This window comes from Limosilactobacillus gastricus PS3 (assembly GCF_000247775.1).
In the GTDB taxonomy this organism is placed as follows: domain Bacteria; phylum Bacillota; class Bacilli; order Lactobacillales; family Lactobacillaceae; genus Limosilactobacillus; species Limosilactobacillus gastricus_A.
Genome location: NZ_AICN01000024.1, coordinates 19,029 through 37,462, shown reverse-complemented (window position 1 = coordinate 37,462; position 18,434 = coordinate 19,029). Strand labels below are relative to the sequence as shown.

Here is an 18,434-nt window from a genome sequence, read left to right as displayed (position 1 = left end):
GAATTTTCACCGGCCTCTTTTTCTAATCTTTAACTTTCGGACTAGCATTTAGGTTATTTACGGTATTAACCATCGATAAGAAATTATCGGCATCCAAACTGGCCCGGCCAATTAAAACACCATCAATATCACGCTTGCGCATTAATTCCTCAATATTATCAGGATTAACACTGCCACCATACAAGATCCGAATCTTATCGGCAACCTCATAAGAATATGAATCCGCAATGGTTTGCCGAATTTGGCGACATCCTTCTTCGGCTAAGATCGGGTTAGCATGTTGACCCGCGCCGACCGCCCAACTCGGTTCATAGGAAATGATAATGTTTTTTACTTGGTCAAAGGAAACATCGTGTAAGACATTCATCAATTGGGCAAAGACATAGTGGACACTTCCCCCATGTTCCTTCTGCACCATCGTCTCATCGGTACAAATAATCGGCGTCATCCCAGCTTGTAAGGTTGCGATAACCTTTTGGTTAACCATCTGGTTCGATTCATTAAACATAGTCCGCCGTTCAATATGACCTAACAAAACATAATCGACCCCCGAATCTGCCAACGCTTTCGGGCTAATTTCACCAGTATAGGCCCCTTCAAACTCCTTAAAGGCATTTTGGGCAATAATTTGCACGTCAGAATCTTTAGCAGCGACAGCCATCGAATGCAGGGCTAAGGTCGTCCCCGCAATCCCCACTTCCAGTTGGTCAAACGATGGTAGTTTTCCTTTAATTTGATTAATAAAGTCAACGGATTCTTGCACATTCTTATGCATCTTCCAGTTGGCCGCCACAAATGGTTTTCGCATTGTTATTTGCTCCTCGTTAATTTTTCTACTCGTAGAATAGCTTAATTTAAACGGAAAAGCAATGTATCTATCAATAGCTTAACCAACTTCGCGCTCCCGATCGACCACTTCCCGGATAATCATTTCAGCAATTTCATCGGGAGTGTAAGCATCCGTTTGGATTTGCATATCACAAACATTTTGGTAATGTTCAGCCCGTGCATCAATCATTTCCTGCACGTGCTTAGTACTAAAGTCTTCTTTTAAAAGCGGCCGATTAGGATCATTATCTACCCGCGCCACCGTCGTTTCTGGATTCGCTTTTAATAAGACGACTAAAGCATCATCATCAGTTAAAGCGGCCACGTTATCTTCTCGAATCGGGGTTCCCCCACCGGTTGCCAGGATTCCTTCTTGATTTAAACACTCCAGCAAGAGGTCATGTTCAATTTGACGGAAGAAAGTTTCTCCATTGGTTTCAAAAATGACTGGAATTGGCCCGGCTTGCTCCACGATAACATCATCTAAATCCGTCACCGGGAGATTCATCTTTTGCCCTAATAAACGGCTCACGGTGGTCTTTCCGCTACCCATAAAGCCCACTAATACAACTTTCATTCCTCATTCTCCTTTAGTAATAATTTCGTAGTCACGCAAGACTTGGCGTGCTTGTTCTCTGTCATTGGCGGTACTAAAAGTTAATTGCAAGATGCCATCAATTTCTTCGCGAATTTCTAAAATATGCAAATTAACTAAATTTAAACCAGCTTGCGACACCCGACGCGTCACATCAGCTAAGGCGCCCACCTGATCGGCAATATTTACAAATAAATCATATTGTCCGGGAACGGCGCCTACTTTGTCAGGGCCTAATTGATCGCGGCTAACTTTGGCCTGTTTAAAGAAGTCAAAGATTGCAGCTTGATCGCCCTGATCGATCCAGGTTTCAACCGTCGTTAATTCAGCTTGAAATTGATGCAATTGTTCCTTAATCATCGTCGGATTATTCAGTAAAATGGCACTCCACATGGTTGGATCCGCCGAAGCAATTCGGGTAATCGACTTAAAGCCCCCGGCTGCTAGGCGCATGCCTAAGGGATCACCTTGAAAAGTCCTTTCGGTTTGATTAACTAAGGCTGAGGCGATCACATGCGGAACATGGCTTATCTGGGCCACAATCTTATCGTGTTGCGGTGCGGTGACTTGGAGCCACTTTGCATTCGTTGCTGCCAATAAATCCTGTAACTTGTCTAATTGTTGTGCACTGGCCGCGTTTAAAGGAATCTGAAAATAAAAAGCATTCTCAAAGAGATTGGCCCGTCCTGCCCAAACTCCGGTTTTGTGCGAACCTGCCATGGGGTGTCCGCCAATAAAATTGACTGCTTGGTCTTTAAAAGCCTGGGCAGCTTTCATGACCGTTTGTTTGGTGGACCCAACATCAGTAATTAAGACGCCAGTTTTTAAGGACTGGTGACTTAAGTCTTGAATGTCCTTAATAATTTGAGAAACTGGTCCGGCAAAGATAATGACATCCATTTCCGCCACTTGATCCCAATTAGCCACCACTTGGTCAATTACTTGGTTTTGCATTGCATAATCAAGACTCGCTGAATTTAGATCATCACCTAGGATTTGCACATCGGGGTGCTGTAACCGAATGGCTCGCGCAAGGGAACTGCCAATTAAGCCCAAACCTTTAATTAATACTTTCGTCATGCCTGGCCCCCTAATAAATGATCTAAATCCGCAAAGAAAGTAGGATACGAGACTTTAATCGCCGCTTCATTTGCTAAGGTCAACTGTTCGTCAGCCGTTAAGGCCGCAATTGCATTCATCATTCCCAAACGATGGTCCCCGTAAGAATCTAATTGGTGATCCTGAATATCCCAGGCTGGACGTCCTTGAATAATCATCCCATCCGGCAATTCTTCGACCGTCACCCCTAATTTCCGCAGCTCGGCAACCACGGTGGCGATCCGATCAGTTTCTTTCACCCGGAGCTCTTCGGCGCCTCGAATGACACTTTGCCCCTGGGCTCGAGCCGCCAACAGTGCCACCAATGGTAATTCGTCAATGACAGCTGGAATGTCTGCAGCCCCAATTTCAATTGGGGCTAAGTCACTTGTTCTGATGGTTAAATCACCCAATGGCTCCCCGTCAGATGGTTTGGACGTGATTCTTAAATCAGCCTGCATCTTTTGGAGCACTTGAAGGATTCCAGTCCGTGTCGGGTTTAAATTAACATTTGTGAGCGTAATTGTAGAATTTGGCGTAATCGCCCCCGCCACTAAGAAGAAAGCGGCGGATGAAATATCACTAGGTACCACTACTGATTGTCCCCGTAATTTGGGCTGGGGTTGAACGGTAATGGTTAAACCATCGGACGCAGTTTCTATCTCGGCTCCAAATTGACGCAGCATTATTTCCGTATGATTCCGCGTTGGTAATAATTCCTTAATCGTTGAAGGTCCATCCGCTTGCAAGGCCGCCAAGATCAAGGCACTTTTGACCTGAGCGCTTGCTACTTTCAATTGGTAATTGGTTGCATGTAAAGGCTGACCAATGACGGTCGCTGGGAGCGTTCCAGCCGGACTTAAGTCAATCCGACCACCAAATTGGCTTAAAGGTTCCGCGACCCGTTTCATCGGCCGTTTTTGTAGGGAATCATCACCTGTTAAATGACTCTCAAAGGGTTGCCCAGCTAACAGACCCATCATTAAACGGGTGGTGGTCCCAGAGTTTCCCATATCTAAGGGATGACTAGCAGCTTTTAAGCCTCTTAACCCCACCCCATGAATGGTTACCTGAGTTCCTGTCTGCTCTATTTGGACGCCTAAGTCCCGAAAAGCTTGCAAGGTTGATAAACAATCTTCACCGGTCAAAAAATTTTCAATCTGGGTTTCCCCTTCACTAATTGAACCAATCATCAGGGCCCGATGGGAAATACTTTTATCTCCAGGAACTTGCAAGGTCCCCTGGAGTCCTTGGGGGGCGGTTGGTAAAATTTTCAAAGCTAATCATCCTCCTTAATCTGGTATCGGCACCAGACCATTGGTACCTCAATGCGCGCAATTTGACGCTCATATGGCATTAAAGTAATTAATTGTTCATTAGTTAAGGCATATTGGCCATTCTTCCGATATTCTTGATAGGCCAAATATTTACTGGGGGCGGTTTGGACTTGCACGTCTGGAATATATTGTTCTAACAGCCGTGCCGTCGCCGCATGCGTATAGCCTACTTGATTGGCCACTAGGGTATTTTCCAGTAGCACCAAGGGATCGAGATCATAAATAAAGGTCTCTTTTAAGGCCAACTGGCGTAAATAAAGATAATGAACATCTCCCCAAGCTAATTGCAGTTGCTTGGACTGAAAGGCGGCCGGAATCAATAATTGATCGCCAGCATAATCACTTAAATTCATTAAAATATGTTTAAATGAAGCATGCAGGCTAATTGTCCAATCCTGATCAGAATGCTTTTGGACAAAATATTCGGCTGCCCGATTACTATCCGTTTGTTGGGGACCTAAAGTGTGAATTACCGTCATTTAATATTCCTTAAATTCATTGCGATAGCGTTGGACATCCGCTTGTAACCGCTGGAAATTGCTAGCGTTAAAGGTCTCGAGTAAGGACTTCGCTAATTCGATTGCCACCACATTTTCGATGACAACTGATGCCGCTGCAATGGCTGTCGTGTCCGAGCGTTCCACATTGGCTTTAACAACTTTTTTGGTGTTCACATCAACCGTTTGGAGCGGATGATAGAGGGTCGGAATTGGCTTCATGGCTGCATTAACCACAATTGGCATCCCGTTACTCATCCCCCCTTCAATTCCACCGAGATGGTTGGACAAGCGAGTCCAGCCTGAGTCTTGGGACCAATCTATGGCGTCCATCACTTGGCTACCAAAGCTCGTAGCGGCGTCAAAGCCATCTCCAATACTAACTCCTTTCATGGCGTTCATACTCATGACAGCACCCGCTAGTTTGCCATCTAGTTTTGTATCATAAGAAACGTAGGAGACAATTCCGGCTGGATAATCTTCCACCACCACTCGGATCAAGCCACCAAGGGTATCGCCTTGTCGCTTGGTTTCATCAATCAATTCATGAATTTCTTCGACTTTACTTTGATCCAACACTCGCATGTCATTTTGACTAATTGCGGAGCGAATAGCATCCACATCCGTTGTTAAATCGCCCGCGGCCGAGACCGGCCCCACCTGTTTAACATAGCCCACTAACTTAACTCCTAGTTGGTTTAAGAGTTGCTGGCAAACATTTCCAACAGCCACGCGAATCGCGGTTTCGCGAGCCGAAGAGCGTTCCAAGACATTGCGTAAATCCTTATGACGATACTTCATCCCCCCGACTAAATCAGCGTGACCCGGACGAGGCTTTTCCACCCGCCGGACAGAATTTTCGGGCGTAGCAGGCGCCACCGGATCCATAATTTGTCCCCAGTTGCCATGGTCTCGATTTCTAACCACTAGTGCCACGGGCCCCCCATCGTGATTTGATGACGGACCCCACCAACAATTTCCACCGTATCGTGTTCGATCTGTTGCCGGTTTCCACGTCCATACCCACCTTGCCGGGAAGCTAAGGCCGCATTAATTTCATCAACATCTAAATGTAAGCCTGCTGGAATTCCTTCAATAATCGCTGTTAATTGGGGACCATGTGATTCCCCAGCCGTAATGTAATGCATAGTCATCTCCTATTCTTGAATCTTTTTAGCTTCATCCATTAAGGTTTGATATACCTGTTGGATTTGTTCCGTATAGAAATCATTAGTATTCCACCGGGCTACCTTACGCAAAACTTCTTCTTCTCGCGCAGGATTAAAGATTGGTAATTGATGGGCTTTCTTATATTCACCAATTTTAGCCGCCACTTCAAAGCGTTTAGCAATCAAGGCCACTAATTGTTCGTCCACTTCATCGATTTGTTCCCGATATTCTTCTAAAGGATTCATCTTCTTCACCTCACAAGTAAATAAAAAGGCCAGCCTGACTAGAAATTATCCTAATCAAGCTGGTCAACGATCATCTTTACTATCGATTGGTTGCGCATGCTGATTAGGTGACCAGCATGCCATAATGAAAACTGGCGATACCCGGTCTAGACGTGACGCCTAGATCAGTTGATCTAGGCGCTAGTTAAAGTAAGCACCACCAATAAAATATAAGTTTTGTCGCTTAAGTTGGTTTTTCATTATGAACACCGCTCTTTTCTAAATGGTATAATCATTAAAACATTTCTAATATATACTGTCAATGCTTGTTAAATAAAACTTTTGCTCCTTTCTATTCATTGCTATAATAATACTCAGATTTATCCGATTGTGATGGAGAGATATAAATGGTAACTGTAAAACAAATTTTAAATGAGAATCCACAATTAATGGACCTCCTTTTAGAAGGCAACTTTGGGATTGAGTTAGAACAACACCGGATTTTAACCGATGGTCAACTAAGTCGCTACCCTTATCCACAAGTCTTTCGTAGTCGCCGCCACAACCCCTACTTGAAAACTGACTTTTCTGATACCATGACTGAAATTGCTAGTGCTCCGACCCTGGGAGCGACGGCGGCAGTCAAAAATACTAAGATCCTCCAACAAATTGTTCATGATCAATTACACGAAGATGAACGCTATTGGCCCTTGAGTGTTTTGCCCGAATTAAATGATGCTGATCTGGAATACGCTGGTCATAATAATACCCGTCATTGGATGGACGATTACCATGATTACCTTCAAGAAAAATATGGGACAGTGCGCCAAATTATGACGGGCGTTCACGTAGGTTATAGCTTGAACGATTCATTAATTTATGGTCTCTATCACCATGGCTTTAAGGAAAAGTATGCGTCAATGACTGAATTTCGGAATGAAATTTATTTCCAATTAGCGCAAGGCTTCGTCCTCAACCGTTGGTTATTCACCTATCTCTTTGGCTGTTCACCACTATTAACCAATCGGCCAACGGATCTGCCAGCAGAAATTCAAGGACCAATGCGGAGTTTCCGGAGTAGTAAATACGGCTATGCTAATCTACCTGACGAAGAAGTGGCTTATGGCAGCTTTGACCAATTTATTAATCAGATTCAACAATATGTTGATGATGGCACCTACTTCTCCCATCATGAATTTTATGGCCCCGTGCGCTTAAAGACGCCGGCAGATACCTTAGCCGATATCAAAAATAATGGGACGCGCTGGATTGAAATTCGGGCTTTTGACTTAGATCCTCTTTCCCGTTCCGGAATTAGCAACGATACACTTAATTTCTTAGAATTATACCTGACTTATACCTTAACCTTGGAAGAACCGGCTGAATTGAATGCGCGCTTAGTCGAAGCCGTGGAGCTTAATAACCAAGTGGCCCTTCAGAACCCAACCGAACAATTTGACTGGGTTAAGGATCGGGCGAGTGAATTATTAGACCAAATAGAAGCTTTCGCCGATGAAGTTAACGCGCCAAAAATTTATCAAGACGCCCTTTTGTTCACCCGGCGGCGGGTTGAAGATCCCAGTTTGACCATTAGTGGTCAGATCATGGAAAAATTAATTAGTCCGGAAGACTACCTGAATTACGGTCTTTTGATTGCTAATGATCGTTTCAGCATGAACCGGCACTATGAACACCCGATTGAGGTTTTAAAGGACCAATATCCCGAGAATACTCAACAACTTCTCAGGGCTGCGATTGAAATGGGCGTAACCGTTATTTTTGAAGATGATAGCCACTTTGAACTCTCCGTGGGTGATCATCTGGAATTCTTTGATAAAACGATTAAATTTATCTTCCCAGAAGGACCGGAGCAATATTTAGCTAACATGTTCCCAGAATTAGCCGAGCTAACGGATGAGAAACCATAGGAGGATCCCTTGAAACCGACGCAACAATTACAGATTTTAAAAGATATCATTGGGATTCCTAGTGAAAACCAAAATGAAGCCGCTGTCGCTGATTATATTGAGCAGCTCTTCACCCCTTTTTCGAACGTTCAGATCGATCGTCTCAATTATGCTCCCGGTCGGGATAATATTATGGTTACGGTTGGCAATGGCCAGCCAACTTTAGTTTTAACCGGGCATATGGATACGGTTAAAGCCGGCGATTTAAAAAAATGGACGAGTGACCCTTTCCAAGCCGAAGTCCGCAATGGGAAACTGTATGGGCGCGGTGCCTCTGATATGAAATCCGGGCTGGCCGCGATTATTGTAACCCTTTTAGAAATTGTGCAAAGTGGTCAACCGGTGACCGGCACAATCAAATTAATTGGTACGGTTGGAGAAGAAACCGGCGAATATGGCGCGGCCCAAGTCACAAAGGCCGGCTGGCTTGATGGGGCTGATGCAGTAATTATTGCCGAACCGAACTCCGGTTTCCATGAAATTACTTATACGGCTAAGGGAGTGATCGATTATCGGGTTACTTCCAAAGGTAAATCAGCTCACAGTGCCCGGCCTCATTTAGGCATTAACGCCATTGATAAACTATTACTATTTTATCAGCGGATGCAAACGGCCATGCAACAGTTCGATCAAGTGGATCCCGTCCTCGGCGAAGTGGTGCATAACGTTACCCTCATTAAGGGTGGTGAACAAGTAAATACCATCCCCGAAGATGCCAGTTTAATGGGTAATATTCGGACGATTCCGATTTACCCGAATCAGATGTTTTATGATGTAATTGAGGGCTTAATCGAAGATTTAAACCAGGACCCCACGACAGACTTAAAACTTGAATATAGCTTCCCAGAAGAAGCGGTTCCCGGGCGGGCTGATTCTCCTTTAATGAAATTAGCGCAAACGGTCTATGAAGACCTTTTTGGTTTTATTTCCGAACCCGTCGGCGCAGTTAGCGCTAATGAAGCCGCTGAATTTGTTCATGCCCAGGGTGATTTTGACATTATTGACTTTGGGCCAGGATCAGAAACCTCGCACGCGATTGATGAATATGTGCCGGTATCTGATTATCAAAAAGCGATTGCCTTTTATCATGCCTTTATCCAGGCCTTCTTTACCAAAGAATAGCATCGCGGTATAATAAAATAAATTATATGTACTAGGGGTGCTTCTTTGCGAAGTCGAGATGTAAGCAAACTTACAAACCCTTTGAACCTGTTAAGTTAACACTTGCGAAGGAAAAGTGCAGTTCGAGTTTTATCCAATCCCAACTCAATTCCCCTCGCGTGGAATTGAGTTGTTTTTATTAGAGGAGGAAGTTCAATGACGGATTTTATAACAGAGCTGAAAGCTACCAATCCGATCGTAATGACGGTAGCCAATACCATTACCTCTGGCGATGTGGCCAACGGTCTCAATGCCATCGGGGTCTCACCGATTATGCCTAGTGCTCCTGAAGAAGCGGAAGCGATGGTCAACATTGCTCAAGGGGTGACCATCAATGTGGGTTCCATTAATCAGGAGCAATTTCGCCAAAGTCAGTTAACTTGTAAAGCAGCCAATTCACAAGGCAAGCCCTTAGTTTTAGATCCAGTTGCCGTCGCCAGCAGTCCCTATCGAAGCCAGGTAGTTGATACTTTGCTACGTGACTATGATTTTTCTGCTATCCGGGGGAATGTCGGTGAAATTGCCTTTTTAGCTGGCGTTGCCTGGGACACTCATGGGATTGATGCCGGGGGTGACGAAGTTGATTTTGAACAACTCACTACGATTGTGAAGACCTGTGCGCAAAAATACCATACGATCGTCATCATGACCGGTGAAATTGACTACATCAGTGATGGGAAAACTGTTAAATCGGTTCCTTATGGGACACCAGCTTTTGCAACCCACGTTGGCACGGGTGACTTATTATCTAGCCTCGTCGCCGCCTTTTTAACCGTTGCGTCGACCGATGAATATTTAGAAGCTGCCTACCAAGCCGCCCTCACCTTTGCCCTTTGCGGACAAAAAGTCAACGATAAATTACCAGGACAATGGTTTAACGGGCTGCTCAATGAACTATATTTAGTATCTAATGATAAAATCAATCACTGGGAAAAGGAGGAACTTCATCATGGTTAATGAATTCCCACAAGCTTTATCAATCGCTGGTTCCGATAGCGGTGGTGGGGCTGGAATGCAAGCGGATCTCAAGACTATGCAAATGCGACATGTTTTTGCCACGGCCGTCCTAGTCGCCATCACTGCCCAAAATACCCTAGGCGTTCAGGACTCCATGCCCCTGCCCCCCGCGATGATTGATGCCCAATTCGCCTCTTTAAATGATGATCTCCAGATTCGCGCCTGCAAAACCGGTATGTTGGCCGATGTTCCAACCGTGGAGTGCGTTGCGGCTAATTTACAAAAGTATGATTTTGGTCCTGTCATAGTTGACCCGGTAATGATCGCTAAAGGCGGTGCCCCCCTCCTAACTGACGATGCAATCGAAACTGTTAAAAAACACTTATTACCCCTGGCAACTTTGATTACGCCTAACTTGCCAGAAGCCGAACGCCTGACTGGAATGCAGGTTGACTCTAAGGAAGAAATGGTAACAGTTGGGCATCAACTCCAAGATCTCGGGGCTAAAAATGTCTTAGTCAAAGGTGGTCACTTTGATCAATCGGGCCTAGCCCAAGATTTTGTGCTCTTAGCCAATGACGAATCCTTTTGGATGACCAGTCCGCGCTTTGATACGATCCGGACTCACGGCACTGGCGATACCATTTCGGCTTGCATCACCGCAGAATTGGCGAAGGGCGTTCCCTTGGAAACAGCGATTCGAACCAGCAAGGCTTATGTCACCGCGACGATTCGCGATGGAATTGAAGTTGGTCATGGTCATGGGCCATTAAATCACTGGGCTTTATAGGAGGTTTCACCATGCAATTTAAACCTGAGATGCTCCACTGTTACCTCATCGGTGGTTCCCAAGACGTGGATCACGATCCAACAAAGTTTCTCTTGAAACTCACCACGGCTTGTCAAGCTGGGATCACTGCTTTTCAATTCCGAGAAAAAAGTGACCTCGTGGAATATGACGTTTACGCGCTAGGCTTTCAAGTGCGCACCATCTGTAGCCAATTCCAGGTTCCTTTATTTGTTGACGATAATCTGGAGTTAGCTCAAAAAATTAACGCAGATGGGATCCATGTCGGTCAAAAGGATCAACCCATCGAAGAAGTTATCCAAGCAGCTGGGGATGATTTAATGATTGGCTATTCATGCAATACGGTAGCACAAGTTGAACATGCTAACCAAGTCCAAGTTGATTATATCGGCAGTGGGCCGATCTACCCGACCAAATCAAAAGCGGATGCTGATCCAGCTTTAGGGGTCAAAGAATTGGGACATTTAGTCCAAATTAGTCAGCACCCAGTCGTTGCAATTGGCGGGATTACTCCCGCTAAAGTGCCAGAAGTCCTAACAAGTGGCTGTGCTGGTATTTCAGCGATCGCCGGTATTTTTGATAATTTAGCCGCCGGGATGCCCGCTGGCCCTGATAATCCGGTTAGTCAGATTTTGAATTGCTATTGATCTTTAAATCCCCAAACGAAAAACTGCTAGCAAGGAATCTCCTTACTAGCAGTTTTTACTTTACCTTAGTATCATTTTCCATTCGACGACCCCATCCGCTAATAACCGCAAATAAGAAGGTCAAAAATAGGACCATCGGATAAATACACCCTGCAGCCACAACCATTGGGGAAAGTTTGGTTAAAGCAGCTCCGATAAATACAAACACACTCATAAATGGAATAATTGAGGCAATCCCATTAGCTGTTCCATCCAACAAATTAGCGCGCCGATATGGATGAATATGACGGGCATGACCAATCTTATTAATAATTGGTCCCGCCGTCAAAATGGCTGCACTAGTTACCCCACCAAAAATGGCGGTAATTAAGGAAATCCCAATCATTGATATAATTTCGGTTCCCCGTGCCGTACGACCTAATTTACTTTTAAGAATCCGATCAGCAATATAATCCAACATGCCGGCTTGCGTTAATACACCTACCATCCCGAATACCGCAATGACTAAGGCAACGGTAGGCAGCATATCATCAATCCCCGTAACTAAAAATCCTGTTACTTCATTTGACGATGGATGATTGGCGAACACATCTTTAAATTTAAACAAATGAAACAATAAGCCCGTAGCGGTTCCTAAAACCAGGCCCGTTAAAATTCCCGCGTAAATATTTTTAGTTCGGTGGGAAACTATCAACATAATTACTACCGGAATTAACATAATTAGGGTAACTGGCGAAGCCGTGCCTGATAGTGCACCACCATGATATGTTTGTCCGACTCCCCCAAAGGCCGCGAAAATTATGGTCGTAATGATCCCAGCAACTAATGAATATTTGATTCGACTGGCAACGACACCTCCGACATCTGCTGGATGTCCATCATTAAATTGCTGAGTTGACGATGAAGCGATTGTAGTATCAGAAATTGGCGCTAGATTATCACCAAAAATTCCACCTGAAACAATACTCCCGGCCATCATCATCGGGTTGGCACCTAAAGCAAGCCCAGCCGAGTAAAAAATGGGAAAAGCGATGAACATAGTCCCCAAAGACGACCCGGTGGCGGTTGAAACAATACAAGTTGCTACAAAGGTAAAAGCAACGAAGAGGCTCCCATGGATGCCAGTATAGTTAGCTAACCATACAAAGCCATTGGACAAACCACATAATTTAACGAGGGCACTAAACATCCCCACCATTAATAAAATCACAATGACAGATACGGAGGGAATCGAACTAATTCCGTTAATTGCCGCCTCCCAAAATTTTTGATAACTAGTGCAAGCTAGTCCACCAATTAGGAGGGCTACCAGGCCGCCCGCGGCCAAGGCTTCCATATTAAAAGCCTTAAAATAGATAAATAAAGTTGCACAAACTAGGGCATAAATTACCACTGGTATCAGGGACATGAACATCCCGCCGTGGAATTTTAAAGTAGGTTCATCTTGCATAAACATCCCCCTTTTAGTGGTCTAGGTCGGTTAAAATGATCCCCTGATAGCGTGGCGAGGTTCGTTCTAATTCGTAACACTCACCCGTTGGTGTTGGGTATTGATCAATCAATTCCTTAATTGCCTCCATCTCATCGTCAGTTAACTGGAATTGCAAGGTCCTCAAATTATCTTTTACGTGTCGGGAACTTCGCGTCCCAATCATAACTGCCCCGACCCCCGGTTGATTCAGAATATATTGAGCAACCACATTAGGAATCGAAACCTGATGATCATCAGCAATTTCCTTTAAAAGTGGTAATAGTTTTTGTAAACCATCCCAACCTAGGGAATCTTCAATGATTTGCATATATTTAACTTGAGACCGCGTTTCAGGATGGTCATATTCCTTACCGATATAGCGTTCAGCTAAAAAACCACCAGCCAAAGTACCATAGGCAAAGGTATAAATATTGTGGTCAGCACTATATTTTAATAATGACTTTTCAGGACGCCGATCAAATAATGAATACTGGGCTTGATTGGAAATCACATTAATCCCCGCATCCTGCATTTGTTTTAGTCTTTCGGTATCCATATTACACATGCCAATATTGCGAATTTTCCCTTTCTCCTGGAGGCGGACGAGTTCAAAAGCGGTATCCATCATGCCGTACACATTAAAATCCCACCAGTGGAATTGAACCAGATCAATCGCCTCCCGATGCATCCGCTTTAATGAACGGTCAATGATCCGCTCAACGTAGTTCCGATCAATTTTAGTCAACATACTTTTATCTGGGACAAATTTGGTGTGAATTTGAAGATCTTCTTCTTGATAGTGACCGCTCGTTTTGAGTTCATCCACAAAACGGCCTAGGATCTCTTCGACCCCCGTATAAATATCAGCACAATCAAAAGTGGTAAAGCCCTGATCAACTAATTCGTGAAAACCTTTAATCGCATCATCAACATCAGTTTGTCCTTGTAAATTATGCTCACTCGATAATTGCCAACATCCGTTAATCACACGATTAAAGCTATAGCCATTGGCTAACCGGATCTTACTTTGTGGATTGCTCATAATAATTTCCTCCTAAATTTAATTACTGCAGTGGAACGACCGTTGTTTCGCTATGATGAAGAGTCCGCTCACCCATTCGTTCAATTTTAAATTGCGCTTTACAGTTGGGATCTGGACAAGCAATCAATGTATCGGTAAACATCCAATCATGGTCATCGAGCGACCGCTGTTTAGCTGGTAAAAGTGGTAACAAGGCGCTCAGTGAATACATTGAAAATTGTTTTTCCTCGGGAAACACAATATTTTCTCCTTGCACTAGAAAATAATCACCAGCATGATGACCGCATACAAACTCGTTCTCATTTCCAACTACGGTGACTTTGAGGTCATATAGTCTAAAGGTATCTGATTTCGTCATTTTTATTACTCCTCTATGCTCTACAGGATAAAAGAAAAGGCATGCTCGTGATCACGAACATGCCCAAAGATAGAACAAGCCCGCACAAGTTATGGATCATTGTGCAGGCTTTTTAGAATTTAAAATCAGCCAGCACGGATGTGACGCCGTGGTTGCATCCGTACCTAACAGAAACAACCCCGTCTAATGCCAGCTTTGCCAAGTAGTATTAAATTGGAGATCATTAAATGTCATAACTGATTTTCCTTTCAAATTGATATAAATATTTTAGCAAAGATACAATTAAAGTACAATGAGAATCTTAGTTTTATCTAATGGAGATGAAAATTCCCTTATTCAATCCAATTCTTTTAACAAAATGTAGTCCGTTTGCACATCAGATCCTTGGATAAAGTCATGCGAGCCGACTTGATGGAAGCCGAATTTGGCATAAAACTCCATTGCATCATAGTTTTTCTCCCAAACCCCTAACCAGATCTGTTTGGCCCCATGAAAACGAGCGCGCTCGTGAGCAAATTCCATCAATTGGCTCCCTAAATGAAGACCTTGAAAGGCTTCCAGAATATAGATTCGCTGAATTTCCAAAGCATCCGGATAATCTGGCTCTGTTTGCGCCTGACCAATGTTTAATTTGAGGTAACCAGCGAGTCGATCATGAACCACTAAAAAATAATATTGCGACTGGGGATTAGCCATCTCTTGGCGGATTTGATCTAAGCTATAATCTTGATTTAAATAGGTATTAACATCGAGGTGATTATGATCTTCAACGTAAGTTTGGACATAAGCCACCCGCATTAAGTGTTGTAATTGCTTAATTTCCGTTAATTTAACTGGTCGAATTTCAACTTGAGACACAATCTTCTCCTTAATCACTTTTTAATATTCTATCAAAAATGACGTTTTTTGATAAGTCTTTTAATGAATATCAGATTAAGGGAGCAATTGATGCGGTTAATTTTGAATCACATCAATTAATTTTCAACTTAATATTTAGCTTCCCAAACAAAATCCGCTACAGCTTGGGCAGCGTCATGATATTGCGGCGCAGCAATCCCTTGATCAATAGCAGATTGAGCAACGGCCGTAGCCACGACTTTTGAAAATTGACGAAGTTGTGATACTGGTGGTAGGACGGGCGCCCCACTTTCGGTGGAATCAACCAAGTTGCTAAGGGCATGGGCAGCGGCGGCTAGCATCTCATCATTAATTTTTTCCGCTTGAACGGCCAGAGCTCCCACTCCGACACCCGGATAGATCAAAGCATTGTTTGCTTGACCAAAGTGATAGCTAACCCCTTGATAATTGAAATCATCAACGGGAATTCCAGCAGCCACTAAGGCCTGTCCCTGCGTCCATTTGATAAGGTCAACTGGGTTAGCTTCAATTTTTTTCGTTGGGTTGGAGATCGGGAAGATAATTGGTCGTTCACAATGCTGAGCCATAGCTTTAATAACCTCTTCAGTAAAGGCATCATGAACCGTAGACGTTCCAATTAATACCGTTGGTTGCACGGTCTGAACAATGGTTTTAAGATCAGTTAAGTCCCTATCATTATCAAATTCAGACCGTTGCCGGGTGAAAGCCTTTTGTTTGTCGGTTAGCCCCTCTGTATCATCAAAGAGCAAGCCTTGTTTATCCACCAAATAAAAGTGCTTCTTGGCTTCGTCAGGAGTGAGTCCATGCCTTAACAATTCTTGATACAACATCTTAGCAATTCCGGTCCCAGCAGTTCCGGCACCAAAGGACAGGAATTTTTGATCAACTAATTCTTGCTTAGCGATTTTAAGTGCCCCTAAAACTCCTGCTAACACAATAATCCCGGTGCCCTGAATATCGTCATTAAAAGTTAAGATTCGATCTTGATATTGATCCAGAATTTTGGCAGCCGTACCCCGACCAAAATCTTCAAAATGCAGGAGCGAATTCGGGAACAACTTTTCAACTGATGTCACAAACTGATCAATAAAATCAAAATAAGTTGAGCCACTAATCCGGTGGTGGCGTTGTCCTAAGTAATTTGGATCATTTAATAACTGTTCATTATCAGTTCCCGCATCAATTGAAATTGGTAAAACTTGAGCTGGATCAATCCCGGCTGCAGCAGTATAGACCATCAACTTACCAACCGAGATGTCGACACCATTTACTCCCCAATCACCAATCCCTAGAATTCCTTGAGCATCAGAAACGACAATCAAGCGAATATCACGACCATTCGCCCCGTTTTTTAAACTTGATTCAATCAGTTCAGGATGGTCAACGTTTAAATAAACGGCATCTTGTGGTTTCAGATAGCGTTCATTATATTGTTCAATCGCTTCCGCAATAACCGGATCATAAACAATGGGCATAAACTCATTAATGTGCATTTCCATTAAATAGAAAAATAGGGTCCGATTCGTATTGAAAACTTCCATTAATAAATGACGTTTTTCGATTTGCGAATCCTTAGATTGATAAAGTGCATAAACTTCGGCCGCTTGTTCTTCAATCGTTTTAACCCGTGGTGGTAATAAACCAATCAAACCATATGTCTGGCGTTCCGCCATTGTGAAGGCCGTCCCCTTGTTTAAAAAGGGGTTATTTAACCGTGCTTGTCCAATCCCCATGATAGTGCCTCTTTTCTTTAATTTCACGGTCATAATAGTTCTTATAAATAAAATTGTCAATAATTCTAAATATGATAAATATTTATTATAGATACTTTTGTAAATACCTAGCTTACCGCATTTTTAACTGGGTAATTTTAACTTAAGCGGTCAGCAACTTTATGAATTAAGAAATTCTTAACAATTTTCCATGTTAATCTGCTATACTAACCTAAAGTTAACTTTAGGTTGAGGAGCAAATAATGGATACAATTGCTAATGAAACATACAGCATCGGTGAAGTAGCGGCGATGTTTAACCTTTCCGTCCCGACCCTCCGTTACTACGATCATGAGGGCTTGATTCTGAATTTACAGAAAAACGCGGCTGGAGTGCGGCAATTCACTGAACAAAATATCAATGCCATCAACATTATTGAATGCTTAAAACGGGCCGGGATGTCGATCAAAAATATCAAACAATTCATGAAGTGGTGTGACCAAGGTGATGCCACGCTCGACTTACGCTTAGCCATGTTTCAAGAATTAAAGACCCAAGTTCAGCACCAAATGGATGAACTTCAGGCAACCATGGATACGATTGATTATAAATGCCACTATTATCAACAAGCGGTTGCTGATGGAACCGAAAAGTATGTCGCGCAAAGCCATCATCATTTAGATACAGATAATTTATAATACGTAAAAAGGCTCTTAAGCACCTCAATTAGGTGTTTAAGAGCCTTTCGTGCCTCATCGGCGCCCCTGCCAAGGTCTATATTATAAGACCATCGGCTTTAATTTAAAAGTCCACTTGATCTGGAATTTGATTTTTCGCACTAACAATACGGATCGAACTAATCACGTCCATTTCATCCTCGGTGAGCTCAAAATCAAAAATATCCGCATTTGCTTTCATCCGTTCTGGGTTAACCGACTTTGGTAATGGTAAAAGACCTTGTTGAATGCTCCAGCGGAGACAAACTTGGGCCGGACTATGTTGATATTTATCCGCAATCTCTTGGATTAACGGATTTTCTAAGGCCACTTTGGTACCTAATGGACGCCAAGCCTCAACTAAAATTCCATGGCGTTGACAGAACCGTCGTGTGGCTTCTTGCGGCCACCCTGGATGGTATTCAATTTGATCTACCATTGGCTTGATCCGACTATCAGCCATTAATTCCAGAAGGTGGTTTGGCATAAAGTTAGAAACTCCAATTGCCCGCACTCTGCCGGCCTGATAAAGATTTTCTAAAGCTCGCCAGGTATCAGCATTGAGCTTGCGGGCTTGATCGCCAAATTGCTTCCGATTAGCTGGCCAATGAATTAAGTATAGGTCTAAATAGTCCACCCCTAATTCAGCAATTGTCTTTTCAAAGGCAGCCATAGTTTGATCATAACCACGGTCAGTATTCCATACCTTACTCGTGATAAATATATCTTCTCGGGAAAGATCGGTTTGTCGTAAGGCTTCACCAATCCCCTTTTGATTGCCATAATAAGCAGCGGTATCAATATGACGATAGCCGGCTGCTAAGGCGTCTATAACGGCTTGCGTAACTTCTTCATTCGACGATTTATAGGTCCCATAACCCAGTCCAGGGATTTCCACCCCGTTAGCTAATTTCAATGGTGACCGTAAACTAGTTAATTCTTGCATACCATAACCCCCAATCTGAAT

At 43.5% G+C, this 18,434-nt stretch carries 18 protein-coding genes, 1 pseudogene and 1 riboswitch; of the genes and pseudogenes, 6 read left to right on the top strand and 13 right to left on the bottom strand.

The window, feature by feature from the left end:
* Positions 1-22 precede the first annotated feature (22 nt).
* From tpiA to PS3_RS02940, 7 genes and pseudogenes are all read right to left on the bottom strand, one after another.
* Entirely contained in the window at positions 23-808 is a 786-nt protein-coding gene (gene tpiA, locus PS3_RS02970) for a triose-phosphate isomerase (protein ID WP_007122016.1), read from the bottom strand.
* A 78-nt stretch (positions 809-886) separates the two neighbouring features.
* The gene (locus PS3_RS02965; protein ID WP_007122015.1) at positions 887-1,405 is read right to left on the bottom strand and encodes a shikimate kinase; all 519 of its coding nucleotides are present in this window, start codon (positions 1,403-1,405) and stop codon (positions 887-889) included.
* 3 nt (positions 1,406-1,408) lie between these two features.
* On the bottom strand, positions 1,409-2,503 hold the full coding sequence (locus PS3_RS02960) for a prephenate dehydrogenase (RefSeq protein ID WP_007122014.1): 1,095 nt from the start codon (positions 2,501-2,503) through the stop codon (positions 1,409-1,411).
* Entirely contained in the window at positions 2,500-3,798 is a 1,299-nt protein-coding gene (gene aroA / locus PS3_RS02955) for a 3-phosphoshikimate 1-carboxyvinyltransferase (protein ID WP_007122013.1), read from the bottom strand. The genes PS3_RS02960 and aroA overlap by 4 nt, the downstream gene beginning before the upstream one ends.
* Positions 3,799-3,800: 2 nt before the next feature.
* Positions 3,801-4,337, bottom strand: coding sequence for a hypothetical protein (locus PS3_RS02950; protein WP_040467970.1), 537 nt, complete (start codon positions 4,335-4,337; stop codon positions 3,801-3,803).
* Positions 4,338-5,503 (bottom strand): annotated as a pseudogene (aroC, locus tag PS3_RS02945) (chorismate synthase).
* Positions 5,504-5,512: 9 nt separating this feature from the next.
* Entirely contained in the window at positions 5,513-5,770 is a 258-nt protein-coding gene (locus PS3_RS02940) for a chorismate mutase (RefSeq protein ID WP_040467969.1), read from the bottom strand.
* 386 nt (positions 5,771-6,156) lie between these two features.
* Between PS3_RS02940 and PS3_RS02935 the strand changes: the two genes are divergently transcribed.
* The 5 genes from PS3_RS02935 (at position 6,157) to thiE (ending at position 11,289) form a co-directional block, all read left to right on the top strand.
* Positions 6,157-7,677, top strand: coding sequence for a glutamate--cysteine ligase (locus tag PS3_RS02935; RefSeq protein ID WP_007122012.1), 1,521 nt, complete (start codon positions 6,157-6,159; stop codon positions 7,675-7,677).
* A gap of 9 nt (positions 7,678-7,686) precedes the next feature.
* Positions 7,687-8,838, top strand: coding sequence for an ArgE/DapE family deacylase (locus tag PS3_RS02930; RefSeq protein ID WP_007122011.1), 1,152 nt, complete (start codon positions 7,687-7,689; stop codon positions 8,836-8,838).
* 23 nt (positions 8,839-8,861) lie between these two features.
* Positions 8,862-8,969, top strand: a riboswitch (TPP riboswitch).
* 64 nt (positions 8,970-9,033) lie between these two features.
* Entirely contained in the window at positions 9,034-9,834 is an 801-nt protein-coding gene (thiM, locus tag PS3_RS02925; RefSeq protein WP_007122010.1) for a hydroxyethylthiazole kinase, read from the top strand.
* Positions 9,827-10,624 carry a bifunctional hydroxymethylpyrimidine kinase/phosphomethylpyrimidine kinase gene (gene thiD, locus PS3_RS02920; RefSeq protein ID WP_007122009.1) on the top strand — a complete coding sequence of 266 codons (798 nt, stop codon included), beginning with the start codon at positions 9,827-9,829 and terminating at the stop codon, positions 10,622-10,624. Before thiM ends, thiD begins: the two co-directional genes overlap by 8 nt.
* 11 nt (positions 10,625-10,635) lie before the next feature.
* Entirely contained in the window at positions 10,636-11,289 is a 654-nt protein-coding gene (gene thiE, locus PS3_RS02915; RefSeq protein ID WP_007122008.1) for a thiamine phosphate synthase, read from the top strand.
* Between the two features lie 55 nt (positions 11,290-11,344).
* Here the strand turns inward: thiE and PS3_RS02910 are convergent, their stop codons facing one another.
* From PS3_RS02910 to PS3_RS02890, 5 genes are all read right to left on the bottom strand, one after another.
* Positions 11,345-12,739: a Na+/H+ antiporter NhaC family protein gene (locus PS3_RS02910; RefSeq protein ID WP_040467968.1), complete on the bottom strand. Its 1,395-nt coding sequence runs from the start codon at positions 12,737-12,739 to the stop codon at positions 11,345-11,347.
* A gap of 13 nt (positions 12,740-12,752) precedes the next feature.
* Complete coding sequence (locus PS3_RS02905) at positions 12,753-13,802, bottom strand: aldo/keto reductase (protein ID WP_040467967.1); 1,050 nt, start codon at positions 13,800-13,802, stop codon at positions 12,753-12,755.
* Between the two features lie 22 nt (positions 13,803-13,824).
* Positions 13,825-14,160, bottom strand: a complete 336-nt coding sequence (locus tag PS3_RS02900) for a TIGR04076 family protein (protein WP_040467966.1) — start codon at positions 14,158-14,160, stop codon at positions 13,825-13,827.
* Between the two features lie 336 nt (positions 14,161-14,496).
* Positions 14,497-15,018 (bottom strand): GNAT family N-acetyltransferase, encoded by a 522-nt coding sequence (locus PS3_RS02895; RefSeq protein ID WP_007122007.1) that lies wholly within the window; start codon positions 15,016-15,018, stop codon positions 14,497-14,499.
* Between the two features lie 128 nt (positions 15,019-15,146).
* Positions 15,147-16,772 carry a malolactic enzyme gene (locus tag PS3_RS02890; RefSeq protein WP_007122006.1) on the bottom strand — a complete coding sequence of 542 codons (1,626 nt, stop codon included), beginning with the start codon at positions 16,770-16,772 and terminating at the stop codon, positions 15,147-15,149.
* Between the two features lie 242 nt (positions 16,773-17,014).
* Here PS3_RS02890 and PS3_RS02885 point away from each other — a divergent pair, with 242 nt between their 5' ends.
* Positions 17,015-17,449 (top strand): MerR family transcriptional regulator, encoded by a 435-nt coding sequence (locus PS3_RS02885; protein ID WP_007122005.1) that lies wholly within the window; start codon positions 17,015-17,017, stop codon positions 17,447-17,449.
* Positions 17,450-17,552: 103 nt separating this feature from the next.
* Here PS3_RS02885 and PS3_RS02880 read toward each other — a convergent pair whose 3' ends face one another.
* On the bottom strand, positions 17,553-18,413 hold the full coding sequence (locus PS3_RS02880; RefSeq protein ID WP_007122004.1) for an aldo/keto reductase: 861 nt from the start codon (positions 18,411-18,413) through the stop codon (positions 17,553-17,555).
* Positions 18,414-18,434 lie beyond the last annotated feature (21 nt).